The organism is Enterobacter sp. MG-EB028, assembly GCF_056673305.1.
In genome coordinates, this window is sequence record NZ_CP195079.1 from 3,629,825 (window position 1) to 3,646,550 (window position 16,726).

Consider the following 16,726-nt stretch of genomic DNA (forward strand, 5'->3'; position numbering starts at 1 on the left):
CTCCTGCCATATACAGCGGCGTATTGAGCTAGCAGACTCAATTACCTCGTAAATGAAATGTTATAATTTTGTTATAAATAACATTGAGACAGGGATCACACATTTTATTAGCAGGATAAGGGATTAAGAGAAAGGCCAGCGTTTCCGGAATCCAAAGCAAAAAACCCCGCACCTTACGGTACGGGGTTCTTCTTGATTGATGCCTGGCAGTTCCCTACTCTCACATGGGGAGACCCCACACTACCATCGGCGCTACGGCGTTTCACTTCTGAGTTCGGCATGGGGTCAGGTGGGACCACCGCGCTAAAGCCGCCAGGCAAATTCTGTTAATCTGTATCAGGCTGAATATTGATTGTTCTGTCTCTTCCGCCAAAACACCTTCGGCGTTGTAAGGTTAAGCCTCACGGTTCATTAGTATCGGTTAGCTCAACGCATCGCTGCGCTTACACACCCGACCTATCAACGTCGTCGTCTTCAACGTTCCTTCAGGAGACTTAAAGTCTCAGGGAGAACTCATCTCGGGGCAAGTTTCGTGCTTAGATGCTTTCAGCACTTATCTCTTCCGCATTTAGCTACCGGGCAGTGCCATTGGCATGACAACCCGAACACCAGTGATGCGTCCACTCCGGTCCTCTCGTACTAGGAGCAGCCCCCCTCAATTCTCCAGCGCCCACGGCAGATAGGGACCGAACTGTCTCACGACGTTCTAAACCCAGCTCGCGTACCACTTTAAATGGCGAACAGCCATACCCTTGGGACCTACTTCAGCCCCAGGATGTGATGAGCCGACATCGAGGTGCCAAACACCGCCGTCGATATGAACTCTTGGGCGGTATCAGCCTGTTATCCCCGGAGTACCTTTTATCCGTTGAGCGATGGCCCTTCCATTCAGAACCACCGGATCACTATGACCTGCTTTCGCACCTGCTCGAGCCGTCACTCTCGCAGTCAAGCTAGCTTATGCCATTGCACTAACCTCCTGATGTCCGACCAGGATTAGCTAACCTTCGTGCTCCTCCGTTACTCTTTGGGAGGAGACCGCCCCAGTCAAACTACCCACCAGACACTGTCCGCAACCCGGATTACGGGTCCACGTTAGAACACCAGCCATTAAAGGGTGGTATTTCAAGGACGGCTCCACGCAGACTGGCGTCCACGCTTCAAAGCCTCCCACCTATCCTACACATCAAGGACCAGTGTTCAGTGTCAAGCTATAGTAAAGGTTCACGGGGTCTTTCCGTCTTGCCGCGGGTACACTGCATCTTCACAGCGAGTTCAATTTCACTGAGTCTCGGGTGGAGACAGCCTGGCCATCATTACGCCATTCGTGCAGGTCGGAACTTACCCGACAAGGAATTTCGCTACCTTAGGACCGTTATAGTTACGGCCGCCGTTTACCGGGGCTTCGATCAAGAGCTTCGCGTTGCCGCTAACCCCATCAATTAACCTTCCGGCACCGGGCAGGCGTCACACCGTATACGTCCACTTTCGTGTTTGCACAGTGCTGTGTTTTTAATAAACAGTTGCAGCCAGCTGGTATCTTCGACTGATTTCAGCTCCACCCGCAGGGGCTTCACCTACATATCAGCGTGCCTTCTCCCGAAGTTACGGCACCATTTTGCCTAGTTCCTTCACCCGAGTTCTCTCAAGCGCCTTGGTATTCTCTACCTGACCACCTGTGTCGGTTTGGGGTACGATTTCGTGTTACCTGATGCTTAGAGGCTTTTCCTGGAAGCAGGGCATTTATCACTTCAGCACCGTAGTGCCTCGTCATCACGCCTCAGTGTTAAAGTGAACCGGATTTGCCTGGAACACACACCTACACGCTTAAACCGGGACAACCGTCGCCCGGCTGACATAGCCTTCTCCGTCCCCCCTTCGCAGTAACACCAAGTACAGGAATATTAACCTGTTTCCCATCGACTACGCCTTTCGGCCTCGCCTTAGGGGTCGACTCACCCTGCCCCGATTAACGTTGGACAGGAACCCTTGGTCTTCCGGCGAGCGGGCTTTTCACCCGCTTTATCGTTACTTATGTCAGCATTCGCACTTCTGATACCTCCAGCAGCCCTCACAGGCCACCTTCGACGGCTTACAGAACGCTCCCCTACCCAACAACGCATAAGCGTCGCTGCCGCAGCTTCGGTGCATGGTTTAGCCCCGTTACATCTTCCGCGCAGGCCGACTCGACCAGTGAGCTATTACGCTTTCTTTAAATGATGGCTGCTTCTAAGCCAACATCCTGGCTGTCTGTGCCTTCCCACATCGTTTCCCACTTAACCATGACTTTGGGACCTTAGCTGGCGGTCTGGGTTGTTTCCCTCTTCACGACGGACGTTAGCACCCGCCGTGTGTCTCCCGTGATAACATTCTTCGGTATTCGTAGTTTGCATCGGGTTGGTAAGCCGGGATGGCCCCCTAGCCGAAACAGTGCTCTACCCCCGAAGATGAGTTCACGAGGCGCTACCTAAATAGCTTTCGGGGAGAACCAGCTATCTCCCGGTTTGATTGGCCTTTCACCCCCAGCCACAGGTCATCCGCTAATTTTTCAACATTAGTCGGTTCGGTCCTCCAGTTAGTGTTACCCAACCTTCAACCTGCCCATGGCTAGATCACCGGGTTTCGGGTCTATACCCTGCAACTTAACGCCCAGTTAAGACTCGGTTTCCCTTCGGCTCCCCTATACGGTTAACCTTGCTACAGAATATAAGTCGCTGACCCATTATACAAAAGGTACGCAGTCACACCACGAAGGTGCTCCCACTGCTTGTACGTACACGGTTTCAGGTTCTTTTTCACTCCCCTCGCCGGGGTTCTTTTCGCCTTTCCCTCACGGTACTGGTTCACTATCGGTCAGTCAGGAGTATTTAGCCTTGGAGGATGGTCCCCCCATATTCAGACAGGATACCACGTGTCCCGCCCTACTCTTCGAGTTCACAGCCTGTGCATTTTCGTGTACGGGACTGTCACCCTGTACCGTGCGACTTTCCAGACGCTTCCACTAACACACAAGCTGATTCAGACTCCGGGCTGCTCCCCGTTCGCTCGCCGCTACTGGGGGAATCTCGGTTGATTTCTTTTCCTCGGGGTACTTAGATGTTTCAGTTCCCCCGGTTCGCCTCGTTAACCTATGTATTCAGTTAACGATAGTGTGTCGGAACACACTGGGTTTCCCCATTCGGACATCGCCGGGTCAAAGGTTCATATCACCTCGCCGGCGCTTTTCGCAGATTAGCACGTCCTTCATCGCCTCTGACTGCCAGGGCATCCACCGTGTACGCTTAGTCGCTTAACCTCACAACCCGAAGATGTTTCACTTCTGATTGCGAAAATTTGAGAGACTCGAACACACATAACATGTGTGTCGTTTCAATTTTCAGCTTGATCCAGATTTTTAAAGAGCAAATATCTCAAACATGACTCGTAAGTCAGTTTTGAGATATGACGGCAGGTGACTTTCACTCACGCACCAGCAAGTGGCGTCCCCTAGGGGATTCGAACCCCTGTTACCGCCGTGAAAGGGCGGTGTCCTGGGCCTCTAGACGAAGGGGACACTGAAGTCTCAATCGCAAGACGCCTTGCTGCTTACTTTTCATCAGACAATCTGTGTGAGCACTGCAAAGGCAGGTTCTTTAAGGTAAGGAGGTGATCCAACCGCAGGTTCCCCTACGGTTACCTTGTTACGACTTCACCCCAGTCATGAATCACAAAGTGGTAAGCGCCCTCCCGAAGGTTAAGCTACCTACTTCTTTTGCAACCCACTCCCATGGTGTGACGGGCGGTGTGTACAAGGCCCGGGAACGTATTCACCGTGGCATTCTGATCCACGATTACTAGCGATTCCGACTTCATGGAGTCGAGTTGCAGACTCCAATCCGGACTACGACGCACTTTATGAGGTCCGCTTGCTCTCGCGAGGTCGCTTCTCTTTGTATGCGCCATTGTAGCACGTGTGTAGCCCTACTCGTAAGGGCCATGATGACTTGACGTCATCCCCACCTTCCTCCAGTTTATCACTGGCAGTCTCCTTTGAGTTCCCGGCCTAACCGCTGGCAACAAAGGATAAGGGTTGCGCTCGTTGCGGGACTTAACCCAACATTTCACAACACGAGCTGACGACAGCCATGCAGCACCTGTCTCAGAGTTCCCGAAGGCACCAAAGCATCTCTGCTAAGTTCTCTGGATGTCAAGAGTAGGTAAGGTTCTTCGCGTTGCATCGAATTAAACCACATGCTCCACCGCTTGTGCGGGCCCCCGTCAATTCATTTGAGTTTTAACCTTGCGGCCGTACTCCCCAGGCGGTCGACTTAACGCGTTAGCTCCGGAAGCCACGCCTCAAGGGCACAACCTCCAAGTCGACATCGTTTACGGCGTGGACTACCAGGGTATCTAATCCTGTTTGCTCCCCACGCTTTCGCACCTGAGCGTCAGTCTTTGTCCAGGGGGCCGCCTTCGCCACCGGTATTCCTCCAGATCTCTACGCATTTCACCGCTACACCTGGAATTCTACCCCCCTCTACAAGACTCTAGCCTGCCAGTTTCGAATGCAGTTCCCAGGTTGAGCCCGGGGATTTCACATCCGACTTGACAGACCGCCTGCGTGCGCTTTACGCCCAGTAATTCCGATTAACGCTTGCACCCTCCGTATTACCGCGGCTGCTGGCACGGAGTTAGCCGGTGCTTCTTCTGCGGGTAACGTCAATCGACAAGGTTATTAACCTTATCGCCTTCCTCCCCGCTGAAAGTACTTTACAACCCGAAGGCCTTCTTCATACACGCGGCATGGCTGCATCAGGCTTGCGCCCATTGTGCAATATTCCCCACTGCTGCCTCCCGTAGGAGTCTGGACCGTGTCTCAGTTCCAGTGTGGCTGGTCATCCTCTCAGACCAGCTAGGGATCGTCGCCTAGGTGAGCCGTTACCCCACCTACTAGCTAATCCCATCTGGGCACATCTGATGGCAAGAGGCCCGAAGGTCCCCCTCTTTGGTCTTGCGACGTTATGCGGTATTAGCTACCGTTTCCAGTAGTTATCCCCCTCCATCAGGCAGTTTCCCAGACATTACTCACCCGTCCGCCACTCGTCACCCGAGAGCAAGCTCTCTGTGCTACCGTTCGACTTGCATGTGTTAGGCCTGCCGCCAGCGTTCAATCTGAGCCATGATCAAACTCTTCAATTTAAGTTTGATGCTCGTGAATTAAACTTCGTAATGAATTACGCATGTTCACTCAGAGACTTGGTATTCATTTTTCGTCTTGCGACGTTAAGAATCCATGTCACTTTGAGTGCCCACACAGATTGTCTGATAAATTGTTAAAGAGCAGTGCCGCTTCGTTTTCGCTGCGGCGCGGGGTGTGCATATTACGCTTTCCCGCTTCAGAGTCAAGCGTTTATTTTGCCTTTCTCTGCTGACCCGGCGGCGTGTGTGCCGTTGTTCCGTGTCAGTGGAGGCGCATTATAGGGAGTAATTCCGAAGCTGCAAGGATAAAGTGAAAATTATTTACTGACTGCTCACTTTCCAGGCGAAACGCATCCCAGACCTCAATTTTCGCCTGGTTTTTAAACAAAAACGAGCCGCAAGCGGCTCGTTTTTGCGTTTTGTGACTTACTGCACTGCCACAATGCGATCGTCGTTGGCTTCCAGACGGATAACTTTGCCCGGAATCAGCTCTCCGGAGAGGATCTGCTGCGCCAGCGGGTTTTCGATCTGCTGCTGGATAGCACGTTTTAATGGACGCGCACCGTACACCGGATCGTAACCATTCTCGCTCAGCAGCTTCAGCGCATCGTCGGAGATGTGAATTTCATAACCACGCTCTTCCAGACGTTTGTACAGACGCTGCAGCTGGATCTGCGCAATCGACGCAATATGTTTCTCACCCAGAGGATGGAATACCACCACTTCGTCAATACGGTTAATGAACTCCGGACGGAAGTTATGGCTCACCACACCGAGCACCAGATCCTTCATATGGCTGTAGTCCAGCTCACCGAAACGTTCCTGAATCAAATCGGAACCCAGGTTCGAGGTCATGATAACTACCGTATTACGGAAATCGACCGTTCTCCCCTGCCCGTCGGTCAGACGACCATCGTCCAGCACCTGCAGCAGGATGTTGAACACATCCGGATGCGCTTTTTCCACCTCATCCAGTAGAATGACGGAATAAGGACGACGACGCACCGCTTCGGTCAGGTAACCACCCTCTTCATAACCAACATATCCCGGAGGCGCACCGACCAGACGCGAGACGGAGTGTTTCTCCATAAACTCGGACATATCGATACGCACCATCGCGTCGTCGCTGTCGAACATAAAGTTAGCCAGCGCTTTACACAGTTCGGTTTTACCGACACCGGTTGGCCCCAGGAACAGGAATGAACCAATCGGACGATTAGGATCGGACAACCCGGCACGGCTACGACGAATAGCATTGGACACTGCCTCAACTGCCTCATCCTGACCAATCACGCGCTGATGCAGATCTTGCTCCATGCGCAGCAGCTTATCGCGTTCGCTTTCCATCATGCGTGCCACCGGAATACCGGTCCAGCGCGCCAGCACCTCAGCAATTTCCGCATCAGTCACTTTGTTACGTAACAGACGCATGGTTTTGCCTTCAGACTGCGTGGCGATTTCAAGCTGTTTTTCCAGCTCAGGGATTTTGCCGTACTGCAGCTCCGACATCCGCGCCAGGTCGCCCACGCGTCGCGCCTGCTCAATGGCAATTTTTGCCTGTTCGAGTTCTGCTTTAATAGTCTGCGTGCCTGACAGGGAGGCTTTTTCTGCCTTCCATTCTTCTTCCAGCTCAGAATACTGGCGCTCTTTATCGTCCAGTTCCTCATTGAGCATATCGAGGCGTTTTTTACTGGCCTCATCAGACTCTTTCTTCAGCGCCTGCTGTTCCAGCTTGAGCTGAATGATGCGTCGGTCAAGTCTGTCCAGCTCTTCCGGCTTCGAGTCAATCTGCATACGAATGCTTGAAGCTGCTTCATCAATCAGGTCAATGGCCTTATCGGGCAACTGACGGTCGGCGATGTAACGATGCGAAAGCGTCGCCGCCGCAACGATGGCCGGGTCAGTAATTTGCACGTGGTGGTGCAGTTCATAGCGCTCTTTCAGACCACGCAGGATCGCGATGGTATCTTCAACGCTTGGCTCAGCGACAAACACTTTCTGGAAACGACGTTCCAGCGCAGCATCTTTTTCAATGTACTGACGGTACTCATCAAGCGTAGTGGCACCAACGCAGTGAAGTTCACCGCGCGCCAGCGCAGGTTTCAACATGTTCCCGGCATCCATCGCGCCGTCCGCCTTACCGGCACCCACCATGGTGTGCAGTTCGTCGATAAACAGAATAACGTTGCCTTCCTGTTTCGCCAGGTCGTTCAGCACGCCTTTCAGACGCTCTTCGAACTCCCCGCGGTATTTCGCACCGGCCACCAGCGCGCCCATATCCAGCGCCAGTACGCGGCGGCCTTTCAGCCCTTCCGGCACTTCGCCGTTCACGATACGCTGTGCCAGCCCTTCAACGATGGCGGTTTTACCGACACCCGGTTCACCAATCAGCACCGGGTTGTTCTTGGTACGACGCTGCAGTACCTGAATCGTACGGCGGATCTCTTCGTCACGGCCGATCACCGGGTCAAGTTTGCCCTGCTCAGCGCGTTCGGTCAGATCGACCGTAAATTTCTTCAAAGCCTGACGTTGGTCTTCGGCTCCCTGATCGTTCACGCTTTCACCTCCGCGCATTTTCTCAATCGCCTGAGTCACATTGGTGGTGGTTGCACCGGCAGATTTCAGCAGGTCGGTCAAGGTACCGCGTGATTCAAGCGCCGCCAGAACAAACAGTTCCGACGAAATAAAGTTGTCCCCACGTTTTTGCGCCAGCTTGTCGCAAAGGTTCAGCACTCGCACCAGATCCTGAGACGGCTGCACGTCACCGCCGGTACCTTCTACCTGCGGTAAACGGCTCAGCGCCTGATCGATAGCGGTGCGTAACTGGCCAGCATTAATGCCAGCAGACGTTAATAAAGGACGTACCGATCCCCCTTCCTGATTTAGCAAGGCGCTCATTAAATGAAGAGGTTCGATAAACTGGTTGTCGTGCCCCAGTGCAAGGGACTGGGCATCGGCGAGAGCAAGCTGGAATTTATTAGTAAGACGATCCAGACGCATAACTCCTCCCATAACAGGTCAAATTTGCTACTGGAGATTAAATGAGGTCATCCCTCAATTATTCAAGGTTAATGACCTGAATTATGTGAAAAGAAAACGGCACGTGCCGGATCGTCTTGATTCTTTAGGTTATATCAGCCAAATGAAACTTGCCATACGACCCGTCGTCTTGTCGCGGCGATAGGAGAAAAAATCACCCTTTTCGGTGAACGTACAGCGATCGCCACCGAAGATCTGCATTACGCCAATATTATTCAGGCGCTGGCGGGCAAGCTGATAAATATCCGCCAGATATTTTTCCCCGGCAGGCAGGAAGGCCTCAATGGCTTGCGGATCTTTATCTATAAAGGCTTCGCGAACCTCTGGCCCCACTTCAAAAGCACGAGGCCCAATCGCCGGACCAAGCCACGCCATGATATTGGCGGGATCATCATTAAAGCAGGAGACAGTCTCTTCCAGAACGCCCTCGCACAGGCCACGCCAGCCCGCATGCGCGGCAGCCACTTCAGAGCCTGCGCGATTACAGAACAGAACCGGCAGACAATCGGCTGTCATGACGGCACAAACCGTGCCCGGAGTATTACTGTAAGAGGCATCGGCGCGTTTAGAAGCGTATGGTTCTCCCGTCAGCTTCAGTACCGCTTTACCGTGAACCTGCTCCAGCCAGACCGGTTTCGACGGCAGATTTCCCGCAGCAAAGAGACGCGTGCGGTTCTCTTCAACGTGCTCCAGGCTGTCGCCGCAGTGCGCGCCGAGGTTTAAAGACTCCCACGCGCCCTGGCTCACGCCGCCAATACGGGTCGAACTACAGGCGGCCACGCCTGCAGGCAGCGGCCACTCCGGGACAATCAGTTTGGTCATAGCCAATCCACTTGATCCTTATGTTCTTCGAAATCGGCACGCATGGCGTCAATAAGTTCCACCATATCCTGCGGGATAGGCGCATGCCACTCCATCTGGATTCCTGTAATCGGATGATAAAGACGCAGCATGGTCGCGTGCAGCGCCTGACGGTCGAATTTACGCAATACGCTGATGAACTCATCCGATGCGCCTTTTGGCGGACGCGGACGCCCACCGTACACCTGATCCCCCACCAGCGGATGGGTAATGTGCGCCATGTGAACGCGGATCTGGTGAGTACGCCCGGTTTCCAGGCGCAGACGCAGGCGGGTATGAATACGGAAGTGCTCCATAATGCGATAGTGCGTCACCGCAGGTTTACCCATCGGATGCACCGACATATGGGTACGTTTCGTCGGGTGACGGCTGATCGGCTCTTCTACCGTGCCGCCAGCAGTCATGTGCCCAATCGCCACCGCTTCATATTCGCGGGTGATTTCACGCAGCTGCAGTGATTCCACCAGACGAGTTTGAGCAGGAACAGTCTTCGCCACTACCATCAGACCGGTGGTGTCTTTATCCAGGCGGTGAACGATGCCTGCACGTGGAACATCCGCGATCGGCGGATAATAATGGAGAAGTGCATTAAGCACCGTACCGTCAGGATTACCCGCGCCCGGATGTACAACCAGGTCGCGCGGCTTGTTGATCACCAGAATGTCATCATCTTCATAGACGATGTCCAGCGGGATATCCTGCGGCTCGAAGCGGATTTCCTCTTCGATTTCAGCATTGATGGCAACAGCTTCCCCACCAAACACTTTCTCTTTTGGTTTGTCCCAGATCTTGCCGTTTACCAGCACACGCTGGTCAAGGATCCATTCTTTTATGCGTGAACGCGAATAATCAGGGAACAATTCGGCCAAAGCCTGATCTAAGCGTTGACCGAGCTGATTTTCGGAGACTGTTGCGGTGAGTTCTACTCGTTGTGCCATAAACTGCTTCTTTGTTTAACGTTGGGTTTTACGGCTTTGCCGTTTAATATAGTGTGCTATTGTAGCTGGTCTTAATCGGGAGCAGGAACAGAGTTTCTCCCGGACAAACATTTGAGGAAAGTCAAAACGTCATGACGCGCATGAAATATCTGGTGGCAGCGGCCACGTTGAGCCTGGCTTTGGTGGGCTGCTCCGGTTCGAATGAACAGGTCCCTGACAATCCGCCGAATGAAATCTATGCGACTGCACAACAAAAGTTGCAGGACGGTAACTGGAAACAGGCGATAACGCAACTGGAAGCGTTGGATAATCGCTATCCGTTTGGTCCGTATTCGCAGCAGGTACAGTTAGATCTCATCTACGCCTACTACAAAAATGCCGATCTGCCGCTGGCTCAGGCAACTATCGATCGTTTCATGCGTCTGAACCCGACTCATCCTAACATCGATTACGTTATGTACATGCGCGGTCTGACCAACATGGCGCTGGATGATAGTGCGCTGCAGGGCTTCTTCGGCGTGGATCGTTCCGACCGTGACCCGCAGCATGCGCGCGATGCCTTCAATGACTTCTCCAAGCTGGTGCGCGGCTATCCGAACAGTCAGTACGTCACCGACGCAACCAAACGTCTGGTGTTCCTGAAAGATCGTCTGGCAAAGTATGAATACTCCGTTGCGGAATACTATACCCGCCGTGGCGCATGGGTTGCTGTGGTTAACCGCGTAGAAGGTATGCTGCGTGATTATCCGGATACTCAGGCAACGCGTGACGGCCTGAAGCTGATGGAAAATGCTTACCGTCAGATGCAGATGACCGCTCAGGCTGAAAAAGTGGCGAAAATCATCGCTGCGAACAGCAGCAACACCTGATATCGCTTCAATGCAAAACGGCAGCCAGAAGGCTGCCGTTTCTTTATTCATTTCAGACATCCGCTGAAGCGCTTTAGCCTCAACACATCCCGTCAACTATGACCGCAATTCGTACCTTCCACAAGGTAAATCTCACCTCTTCCTGCCCTGCCTCACAAAAAAGATTCCCTGACAAAAACCGACAAAATAACGTGATCTAAATCACACATTTTGACATTAGGTCGGGTATGCTGGAATCACCAAGACGGAAAGACAAGAGGTAAAATTTATGACAATGAACATTACCAGTAAACAAATGGAAATTACTCCGGCAATTCGCCAGCACGTCGCAGACCGTCTCGCCAAACTGGATAAATGGCAAACTCATTTGATTAATCCACATATCATCCTGTCCAAGGAGCCCCAGGGTTTCATCGCTGACGCAACTATCAATACTCCAAACGGCCATCTGGTCGCCAGCGCAAAACACGAGGATATGTACACCGCTATTAACGATTTGATCAACAAGCTGGAACGGCAGCTCAATAAAGTGCAACACAAAGGTGAAGCCCGTCGCGCCGCGACATCGGTGAAAGACGCCAGCTTCGCGGAAGAAGTTGAAGAAGAGTAATCCTTTAAATTGAGTGTACCGCCAACGCGCCTTCGGGCGCGTTTTTTATTGACAGGGTGAAAACAGTACGGGTACTTTAACGGTATCAATCACAGGATGACTTTATGAAACTTACGCCGTTCTTCTTCGCATTCTTTTTTACCTTCCCCTGAACGGGAGGCGTTTCGTCGTGTGATAAAGAATGCGAAGACGAACAATAAGGCCTCCCATACCGGGGGGCCTTTTTTATTGATAACGATAAAATGAGACAGGCAACACTATGACACCGGAAAACCCGTTACTGGATCTGCGAGTAAAAATCAGCGCGCTGGATGAAAAATTGCTGGCGCTGCTGGCCGAACGCCGCGCGCTCGCCATTGAAGTAGGCAAAGCCAAACTGGACTCCCATCGCCCGGTGCGTGATATCGACCGCGAGCGCGACCTGCTGGAGCGTCTGATCCAGCTAGGCAGAGCGCATCACCTCGATGCCCATTACATCACCCGGTTGTTCCAGCTCATCATCGAAGACTCCGTTCTCACCCAGCAAGCGTTACTCCAGCAGCATCTGAACAAAACCAACCCGCACTCGGCACGCATCGCCTTCCTCGGGCCTAAAGGCTCCTACTCTCACCTGGCCGCACGTCAATATGCCGCGCGCCACTTCGAAGAATTTATTGAGAGCGGCTGTGCGAAGTTTGCCGACATTTTTAACCAGGTCGAGACCGGCCAGGCCGATTACGCCGTCGTGCCGATTGAAAACACCAGCTCCGGTGCCATTAACGACGTCTATGATTTACTGCAGCACACCAGCCTGTCACTTGTCGGCGAGCTGACGATCCCTATCGATCACTGCGTGCTGGTCTCCGGCTCAACCGACCTGAGCACGATCGAAACCGTGTACAGCCATCCGCAGCCGTTCCAGCAGTGCAGCCAGTTCCTGAACCGCTATCCGAACTGGAAAATTGAGTACACCGAAAGCACCTCGGCGGCGATGGAAAAAGTGGCGCAGGCCAACTCCCCAACCGTTGCAGCGCTCGGCAGCGAAGCGGGCGGCGCGCTGTATGGACTGCAAGTGCTGGAACGCAACCTGGCAAACCAGACGCAAAACATCACCCGTTTCGTGGTGCTGGCCCGCAAGGCTATCAACGTGTCAGACCAGGTGCCGGCGAAAACCACGCTGCTGATGGCAACCGGCCAGCAGGCCGGCGCGCTGGTTGAAGCCCTGCTGGTGCTGCGCAACCACAACCTGATCATGACCAAACTGGAATCACGCCCAATCCACGGTAACCCGTGGGAAGAGATGTTCTACCTCGATATCCAGGCCAACCTGGAGTCAGCTTCCATGCAGAAAGCCCTGCGCGAACTGGGCGAAATCACGCGCTCCATGAAAGTGCTGGGCTGCTATCCGAGCGAAAACGTCGTCCCGGTTGACCCGGCTTAACGTTCGATAAACCGGCTTTTCTTCATCCCTGCTACGCTGACAGGCAGGGTGAAGATGCCGCCGGAGAGCGGATACTTCTCCACCTCCTCCGCATCCATATTTTCCCGCGTGGTGGTAATGAACAGCGTTTTCATGTCGTCGCCGCCAAAGCAGACCATCGTCGGGCAACGCACCGGCATGCGGTATTCTTCCAGTTGCTCCCCTTGCGGAGAAAAACGCGCAATACGCCAGCCGTCAAACAGCGCACTCCAGTAGCAGCCTTCCACATCCATCGCCGCGCCGTCGGGTATCCCTTCTCCCGCTTTAAACTGACGAAACACCTCGCGCCTGCCAGGGTCACCATGCTCATCAAGCGGCGTACGGTAAATTACGCCGTTTGGCGTGTCGGAGGTAAACATCCACCGCTTATCCGGGCTAAACGCTAAGCCGTTGTGCCCGTGAATATCGCACTGGATCACCTTCGGCGCCAGGTCGTTGTCGATGCGCATCAGCAGGGCACCGTTGTAATCTCCCGGCCCCCAGAACGTGCCCGCATAGAAGCGTCCCTGATGGTCGGTCCCCCCATCATTAAAACGTGCGAGCTGCGGGTTTGAGGGGTTATCGCACACCTTACGCTGCAGGAGCCCATGCTTATCGGCAAGCCATATGCCGTTGCGCATGGCGACAATAAAGCCGCCGCGCTCGCGCAGGGCAAAGCAGCCCACCTCTTCATGGAAGGAGAGCACGGTATGTTCCGCCGTTGACAGGTGGTAGCGGTGGATCTCCCCTTCCAGAATATCCGCCCAGTAAAGCGCATTTTCTTCTGCGCTCCACGTCGGGCATTCGGGCAGATGCCCGGTGTAGTTCAACAGCAGCTGCGGTTCAGCCATGACAGTTCCCCAAAATGAAAAAAGCCAGCATTGCTGGCTTTCAGTATATACATCATTGGATTACTGGCGACTGTCATTTGCCTGGCGCAACAGCGTGCGGCTTTCACTCTGGAAACGCGTGGCGTAATCGCCGAACCAGTGCTCCACTTTGCGGAAGCTGTCGATAAACGCCTGCTTGTCTCCGTGCTCCAGCAGGGTAATGGCTTCACCAAAGCGCTGATAGTAGCGCTTGATCAGCGCCAGGTTATTTTCAGACGACATAATGATGTCGGCGTAAAGCTGCGGATCCTGCGCAAACAGACGCCCGACCATCGCCAGCTCCAGACGATAGATAGGTGAAGAGAGCGCCAGCAGCTGTTCAAGCTGCACGTTCTCTTCCGCCAGATGCAGACCGTAGGCAAAGGTCGCAAAGTGGCGCAGCGCCTGAATGAACGCCATGTTCTGATCGTGCTCGACCGCGCTGATGCGGTGCAGCCTCGCGCCCCAGACCTGGATCTGCTCCAGGAACCACTGATAGGCTTCCGGCTGACGACCGTCGCAGTAAACCACCACCTGCTTCGCCAGGCTGCCGCTGTCCGGGCCAAACATAGGGTGCAGGCCCAGCACCGGGCCGGTATGTGCAGCCAGCATCGCCTGCAGAGGACCATTTTTGACGGAGGCCAGATCCACCAGAATGCAATCTTTCGGTAGAGGCGGGAGCTTTCCGATGATCTGCTCCGTCACGTGGATCGGCACGCTGACGATGACCATTCCGGCATCTTTCATCAGTTCCGGAGCATGCGCCCAGTCCTCTTTTTCCAGAATGCGCACCTGATAGCCAGAAAGCGTCAGCATTTTCTCGAACAGACGCCCCATCTGTCCTGCTCCGCCGACAATCACCACCGGCCGCAGGGACGGGCAGAGGGTTTTAAAGCCCTTGTCGTTTTCGCTGGAATAGGATTCCCGCATCACGCGACGCAGAACATCTTCAATCAAATCCGGCGAAACGCCCAGCGCCTGGGCCTCTTTACGACGGGAGGCCAGCATTGAGGCTTCGCGCTCCGGGACGTAAATCGGCAGGCCGTATTTGCTCTTCACCTCACCGACTTCAGCAACCAGTGCCATGCGGCGCGCCAGCAGGTCCAGCAGCGCCTTATCTACTTCATCAATTTGATCGCGCAGTGCGGTCAATTCAGCAACCATAACTACCCTCTTAAGCCAGACGCGTCGCCAGCTGGCCGCTTAAATCTTTATGGATCTCACGCAGCAGCGCATCGGTGGTTTCCCAGCTGATGCAGGCATCCGTGACGGAGACGCCGTGCTTCATCGCGCTGCGCGGCTGTTCTGATGACTGATTGCCTTCATGAATGTTGCTCTCAATCATCAGACCAATAATCGAACGGTTTCCGTCTTTGATCTGTGCAACCACGGATTCCGCAACCGCTGGCTGGCGACGGTAATCTTTATTCGAATTACCATGACTGCAATCTACCATCAGTGCCGGACGCAGTCCCGCCTGTTCCATCTCTTTTTCACACTGCGCCACGTCCGCCGGGCTGTAGTTTGGCGCTTTCCCGCCGCGCAGGATCACATGACCGTCCGGGTTGCCCTGCGTTTGCAGCAGACACACCTGGCCCGCCTGGTTGATACCGACAAAGCGGTGCGGCATAGCGGCGGCGCGCATGGCGTTGATCGCCGTCGCCAGGCTGCCATCGGTACCGTTTTTAAAGCCAACCGGCATCGACAAGCCAGACGCCATCTCGCGGTGGGTTTGCGATTCAGTCGTACGCGCACCAATCGCGGACCAGCTGAACAGATCGCCCAGGTACTGCGGGCTGTTCGGATCCAGCGCTTCGGTTGCCAGCGGCAGCCCCATGCTGACCAGCTCCACCAGCAGGCGACGCGCAATCTTCAGGCCTGCTTCCACATCAAACGAGCCATCCATGTGCGGATCGTTAATCAACCCTTTCCAGCCGACGGTCGTACGTGGCTTCTCAAAATAGACGCGCATCACCAGATAGAGGCTATCGCTGACCTCCTCCGCTAATGCTTTAAATCGACGAGCATACTCAATGGCGGTTTCAGGATCGTGAATAGAGCAAGGACCACATACCACCAGCAGGCGCGGATCGCGGCCGGCGATTATGTCAGAAATGGTCTGGCGAGAGTGCTCGATCTGAGCCTCCTGCGCGGCGCTCAGCGGAAACTCCGCTTTCAGTTGATCCGGGGTAATCAGAACCTGTTCGTCAGTGATATGTACGTTGTTCAGCGCGTCTTTTTGCATGATAGCGATCCTGTAAAGCTCGTTTGCGATAGTTGTTTTCCTCAGTGAGGTGAAACCACGATACCATAAAAAGTAAACATTTCAATCCAAAATACGTACACATTACTTTACATCAGCCAATTAATTGCAAAAATCAGCCGCTAAAACGTAAATTTAAAATTACACCCTAACTTTCTTCCGCCAGGCTATGCTGAAGAAAAAGGAGAAGGATTATGCGATCGATTGCTCTCGTCCTGCTGTCGCTGTTTTTATCGGGCTGCCAGATTAATCCTTACACTTTCCAGCCCAACTGGACGAGCCCGGACTGGTTCAGTGCGGGTAAAGAAGACGCCATGAATGGCCTGCCGGTTAAAGATAACCAGACCCTGGCCGATAGTTTTAACGACCCCAATATTGATCGTAGTGAATATCTCCGTGGCTATGCTGATGGTCAGAAAAAAGTATGCGAAGAAGGCTTTATTCACGCATGGGGATTAGCGGGCAAATCTTATCCCGCCAGTTGTGATACCGTTGAAAATGCAGCGAAACTGCACGCGTCATGGCAAAAAGGAATGGATGAAAGTATGCGTTCCAGCAGGCTTAATTAAGTTTGCTTTTATTCTTTGGAAAATAAACAACTGTAGGATTTAGCTTAGGTAAGCCATGGGCTATTTCTGACATAATGACGGCTCTGATAAAC

General features: G+C 53.6%; 11 protein-coding genes, 1 tRNA gene, 3 rRNA genes and 1 other annotated feature. Of the genes, 5 read left to right on the plus strand and 10 right to left on the minus strand.

What is annotated here, in order from left to right:
• Positions 1-201: 201 nt before the first annotated feature.
• The 7 genes from rrf to rluD form a co-directional block, all read right to left on the minus strand.
• Positions 202-317 (minus strand): 5S ribosomal RNA (rrf, locus tag ACR42C_RS17125).
• Positions 318-390: 73 nt separating this feature from the next.
• A 23S ribosomal RNA gene (locus ACR42C_RS17130) occupies positions 391-3,295 on the minus strand.
• A 182-nt stretch (positions 3,296-3,477) separates the two neighbouring features.
• Positions 3,478-3,553: transfer RNA gene (locus ACR42C_RS17135), tRNA-Glu, on the minus strand.
• A gap of 85 nt (positions 3,554-3,638) precedes the next feature.
• Positions 3,639-5,178: ribosomal RNA gene (locus ACR42C_RS17140) — 16S ribosomal RNA — on the minus strand.
• The 16S, 23S and 5S rRNA genes sit together here with 1 tRNA gene alongside, the layout of an rRNA operon.
• A 426-nt stretch (positions 5,179-5,604) precedes the next feature.
• Positions 5,605-8,178: an ATP-dependent chaperone ClpB gene (gene clpB / locus ACR42C_RS17145; protein ID WP_116343782.1), complete on the minus strand. Its 2,574-nt coding sequence runs from the start codon at positions 8,176-8,178 to the stop codon at positions 5,605-5,607.
• Positions 8,179-8,307: 129 nt separating this feature from the next.
• Positions 8,308-9,039: a purine nucleoside phosphorylase YfiH gene (gene yfiH, locus ACR42C_RS17150; RefSeq protein ID WP_316380974.1), complete on the minus strand. Its 732-nt coding sequence runs from the start codon at positions 9,037-9,039 to the stop codon at positions 8,308-8,310.
• The gene (gene rluD / locus ACR42C_RS17155) at positions 9,036-10,016 is read right to left on the minus strand and encodes a 23S rRNA pseudouridine(1911/1915/1917) synthase RluD (RefSeq protein WP_080330260.1); all 981 of its coding nucleotides are present in this window, start codon (positions 10,014-10,016) and stop codon (positions 9,036-9,038) included. Before rluD ends, yfiH begins: the two co-directional genes overlap by 4 nt.
• A gap of 131 nt (positions 10,017-10,147) precedes the next feature.
• Between rluD and bamD the strand changes: the two genes are divergently transcribed.
• The 4 genes from bamD (at position 10,148) to pheA (ending at position 12,915) form a co-directional block, all read left to right on the plus strand.
• A complete protein-coding gene (bamD, locus tag ACR42C_RS17160) occupies positions 10,148-10,885 on the plus strand; it encodes an outer membrane protein assembly factor BamD (protein WP_023308867.1) in 738 nt (245 codons plus the stop codon).
• 268 nt (positions 10,886-11,153) lie between these two features.
• Positions 11,154-11,495, plus strand: a complete 342-nt coding sequence (gene raiA, locus ACR42C_RS17165) for a ribosome-associated translation inhibitor RaiA (protein ID WP_003863162.1) — start codon at positions 11,154-11,156, stop codon at positions 11,493-11,495.
• Positions 11,496-11,598: 103 nt separating this feature from the next.
• Positions 11,599-11,724: a sequence feature (Phe leader region), on the plus strand.
• A complete protein-coding gene (gene pheL, locus ACR42C_RS17170; RefSeq protein ID WP_100249759.1) occupies positions 11,600-11,647 on the plus strand; it encodes a pheA operon leader peptide PheL in 48 nt (15 codons plus the stop codon). It overlaps the preceding feature by 48 nt.
• 30 nt (positions 11,725-11,754) lie before the next feature.
• Positions 11,755-12,915 carry a bifunctional chorismate mutase/prephenate dehydratase gene (pheA, locus tag ACR42C_RS17175; protein WP_116343784.1) on the plus strand — a complete coding sequence of 387 codons (1,161 nt, stop codon included), beginning with the start codon at positions 11,755-11,757 and terminating at the stop codon, positions 12,913-12,915.
• Here the strand turns inward: pheA and ACR42C_RS17180 are convergent.
• The 3 genes from ACR42C_RS17180 to aroF are packed head-to-tail and all read right to left on the minus strand — an operon-like array spanning position 12,912 to position 16,047.
• Entirely contained in the window at positions 12,912-13,784 is an 873-nt protein-coding gene (locus tag ACR42C_RS17180; RefSeq protein ID WP_316380198.1) for an SMP-30/gluconolactonase/LRE family protein, read from the minus strand. The two genes, pheA and ACR42C_RS17180, sit on opposite strands and share 4 nt — an antisense overlap.
• Positions 13,785-13,844: 60 nt before the next feature.
• Positions 13,845-14,966 carry a bifunctional chorismate mutase/prephenate dehydrogenase gene (tyrA, locus tag ACR42C_RS17185; RefSeq protein WP_163330166.1) on the minus strand — a complete coding sequence of 374 codons (1,122 nt, stop codon included), beginning with the start codon at positions 14,964-14,966 and terminating at the stop codon, positions 13,845-13,847.
• A gap of 10 nt (positions 14,967-14,976) precedes the next feature.
• Entirely contained in the window at positions 14,977-16,047 is a 1,071-nt protein-coding gene (gene aroF / locus ACR42C_RS17190) for a 3-deoxy-7-phosphoheptulonate synthase AroF (protein WP_041908638.1), read from the minus strand.
• Positions 16,048-16,259: 212 nt separating this feature from the next.
• On the opposite strand from aroF, the gene ACR42C_RS17195 reads away from it, so the two are divergent.
• The gene (locus tag ACR42C_RS17195; protein ID WP_116343787.1) at positions 16,260-16,634 is read left to right on the plus strand and encodes a DUF2799 domain-containing protein; all 375 of its coding nucleotides are present in this window, start codon (positions 16,260-16,262) and stop codon (positions 16,632-16,634) included.
• Positions 16,635-16,726: the final 92 nt, after the last annotated feature.

Excerpts from the sequence above, each read along its gene's own strand:
- clpB (WP_116343782.1), bottom strand. The coding sequence starts at position 8,178 with ATGCGTCTGGATCGTCTTACTAATAAATTCCAGCTTGCTCTCGCCGAT.
- yfiH (WP_316380974.1), bottom strand. The coding sequence starts at position 9,039 with ATGACCAAACTGATTGTCCCGGAGTGGCCGCTGCCTGCAGGCGTGGCC.
- rluD (WP_080330260.1), bottom strand. The coding sequence starts at position 10,016 with ATGGCACAACGAGTAGAACTCACCGCAACAGTCTCCGAAAATCAGCTC.
- bamD (WP_023308867.1), top strand. The coding sequence starts at position 10,148 with ATGACGCGCATGAAATATCTGGTGGCAGCGGCCACGTTGAGCCTGGCT.
- raiA (WP_003863162.1), top strand. The coding sequence starts at position 11,154 with ATGACAATGAACATTACCAGTAAACAAATGGAAATTACTCCGGCAATT.
- pheA (WP_116343784.1), top strand. The coding sequence starts at position 11,755 with ATGACACCGGAAAACCCGTTACTGGATCTGCGAGTAAAAATCAGCGCG.
- ACR42C_RS17180 (WP_316380198.1), bottom strand. The coding sequence starts at position 13,784 with ATGGCTGAACCGCAGCTGCTGTTGAACTACACCGGGCATCTGCCCGAA.
- tyrA (WP_163330166.1), bottom strand. The coding sequence starts at position 14,966 with ATGGTTGCTGAATTGACCGCACTGCGCGATCAAATTGATGAAGTAGAT.
- aroF (WP_041908638.1), bottom strand. The coding sequence starts at position 16,047 with ATGCAAAAAGACGCGCTGAACAACGTACATATCACTGACGAACAGGTT.
- ACR42C_RS17195 (WP_116343787.1), top strand. The coding sequence starts at position 16,260 with ATGCGATCGATTGCTCTCGTCCTGCTGTCGCTGTTTTTATCGGGCTGC.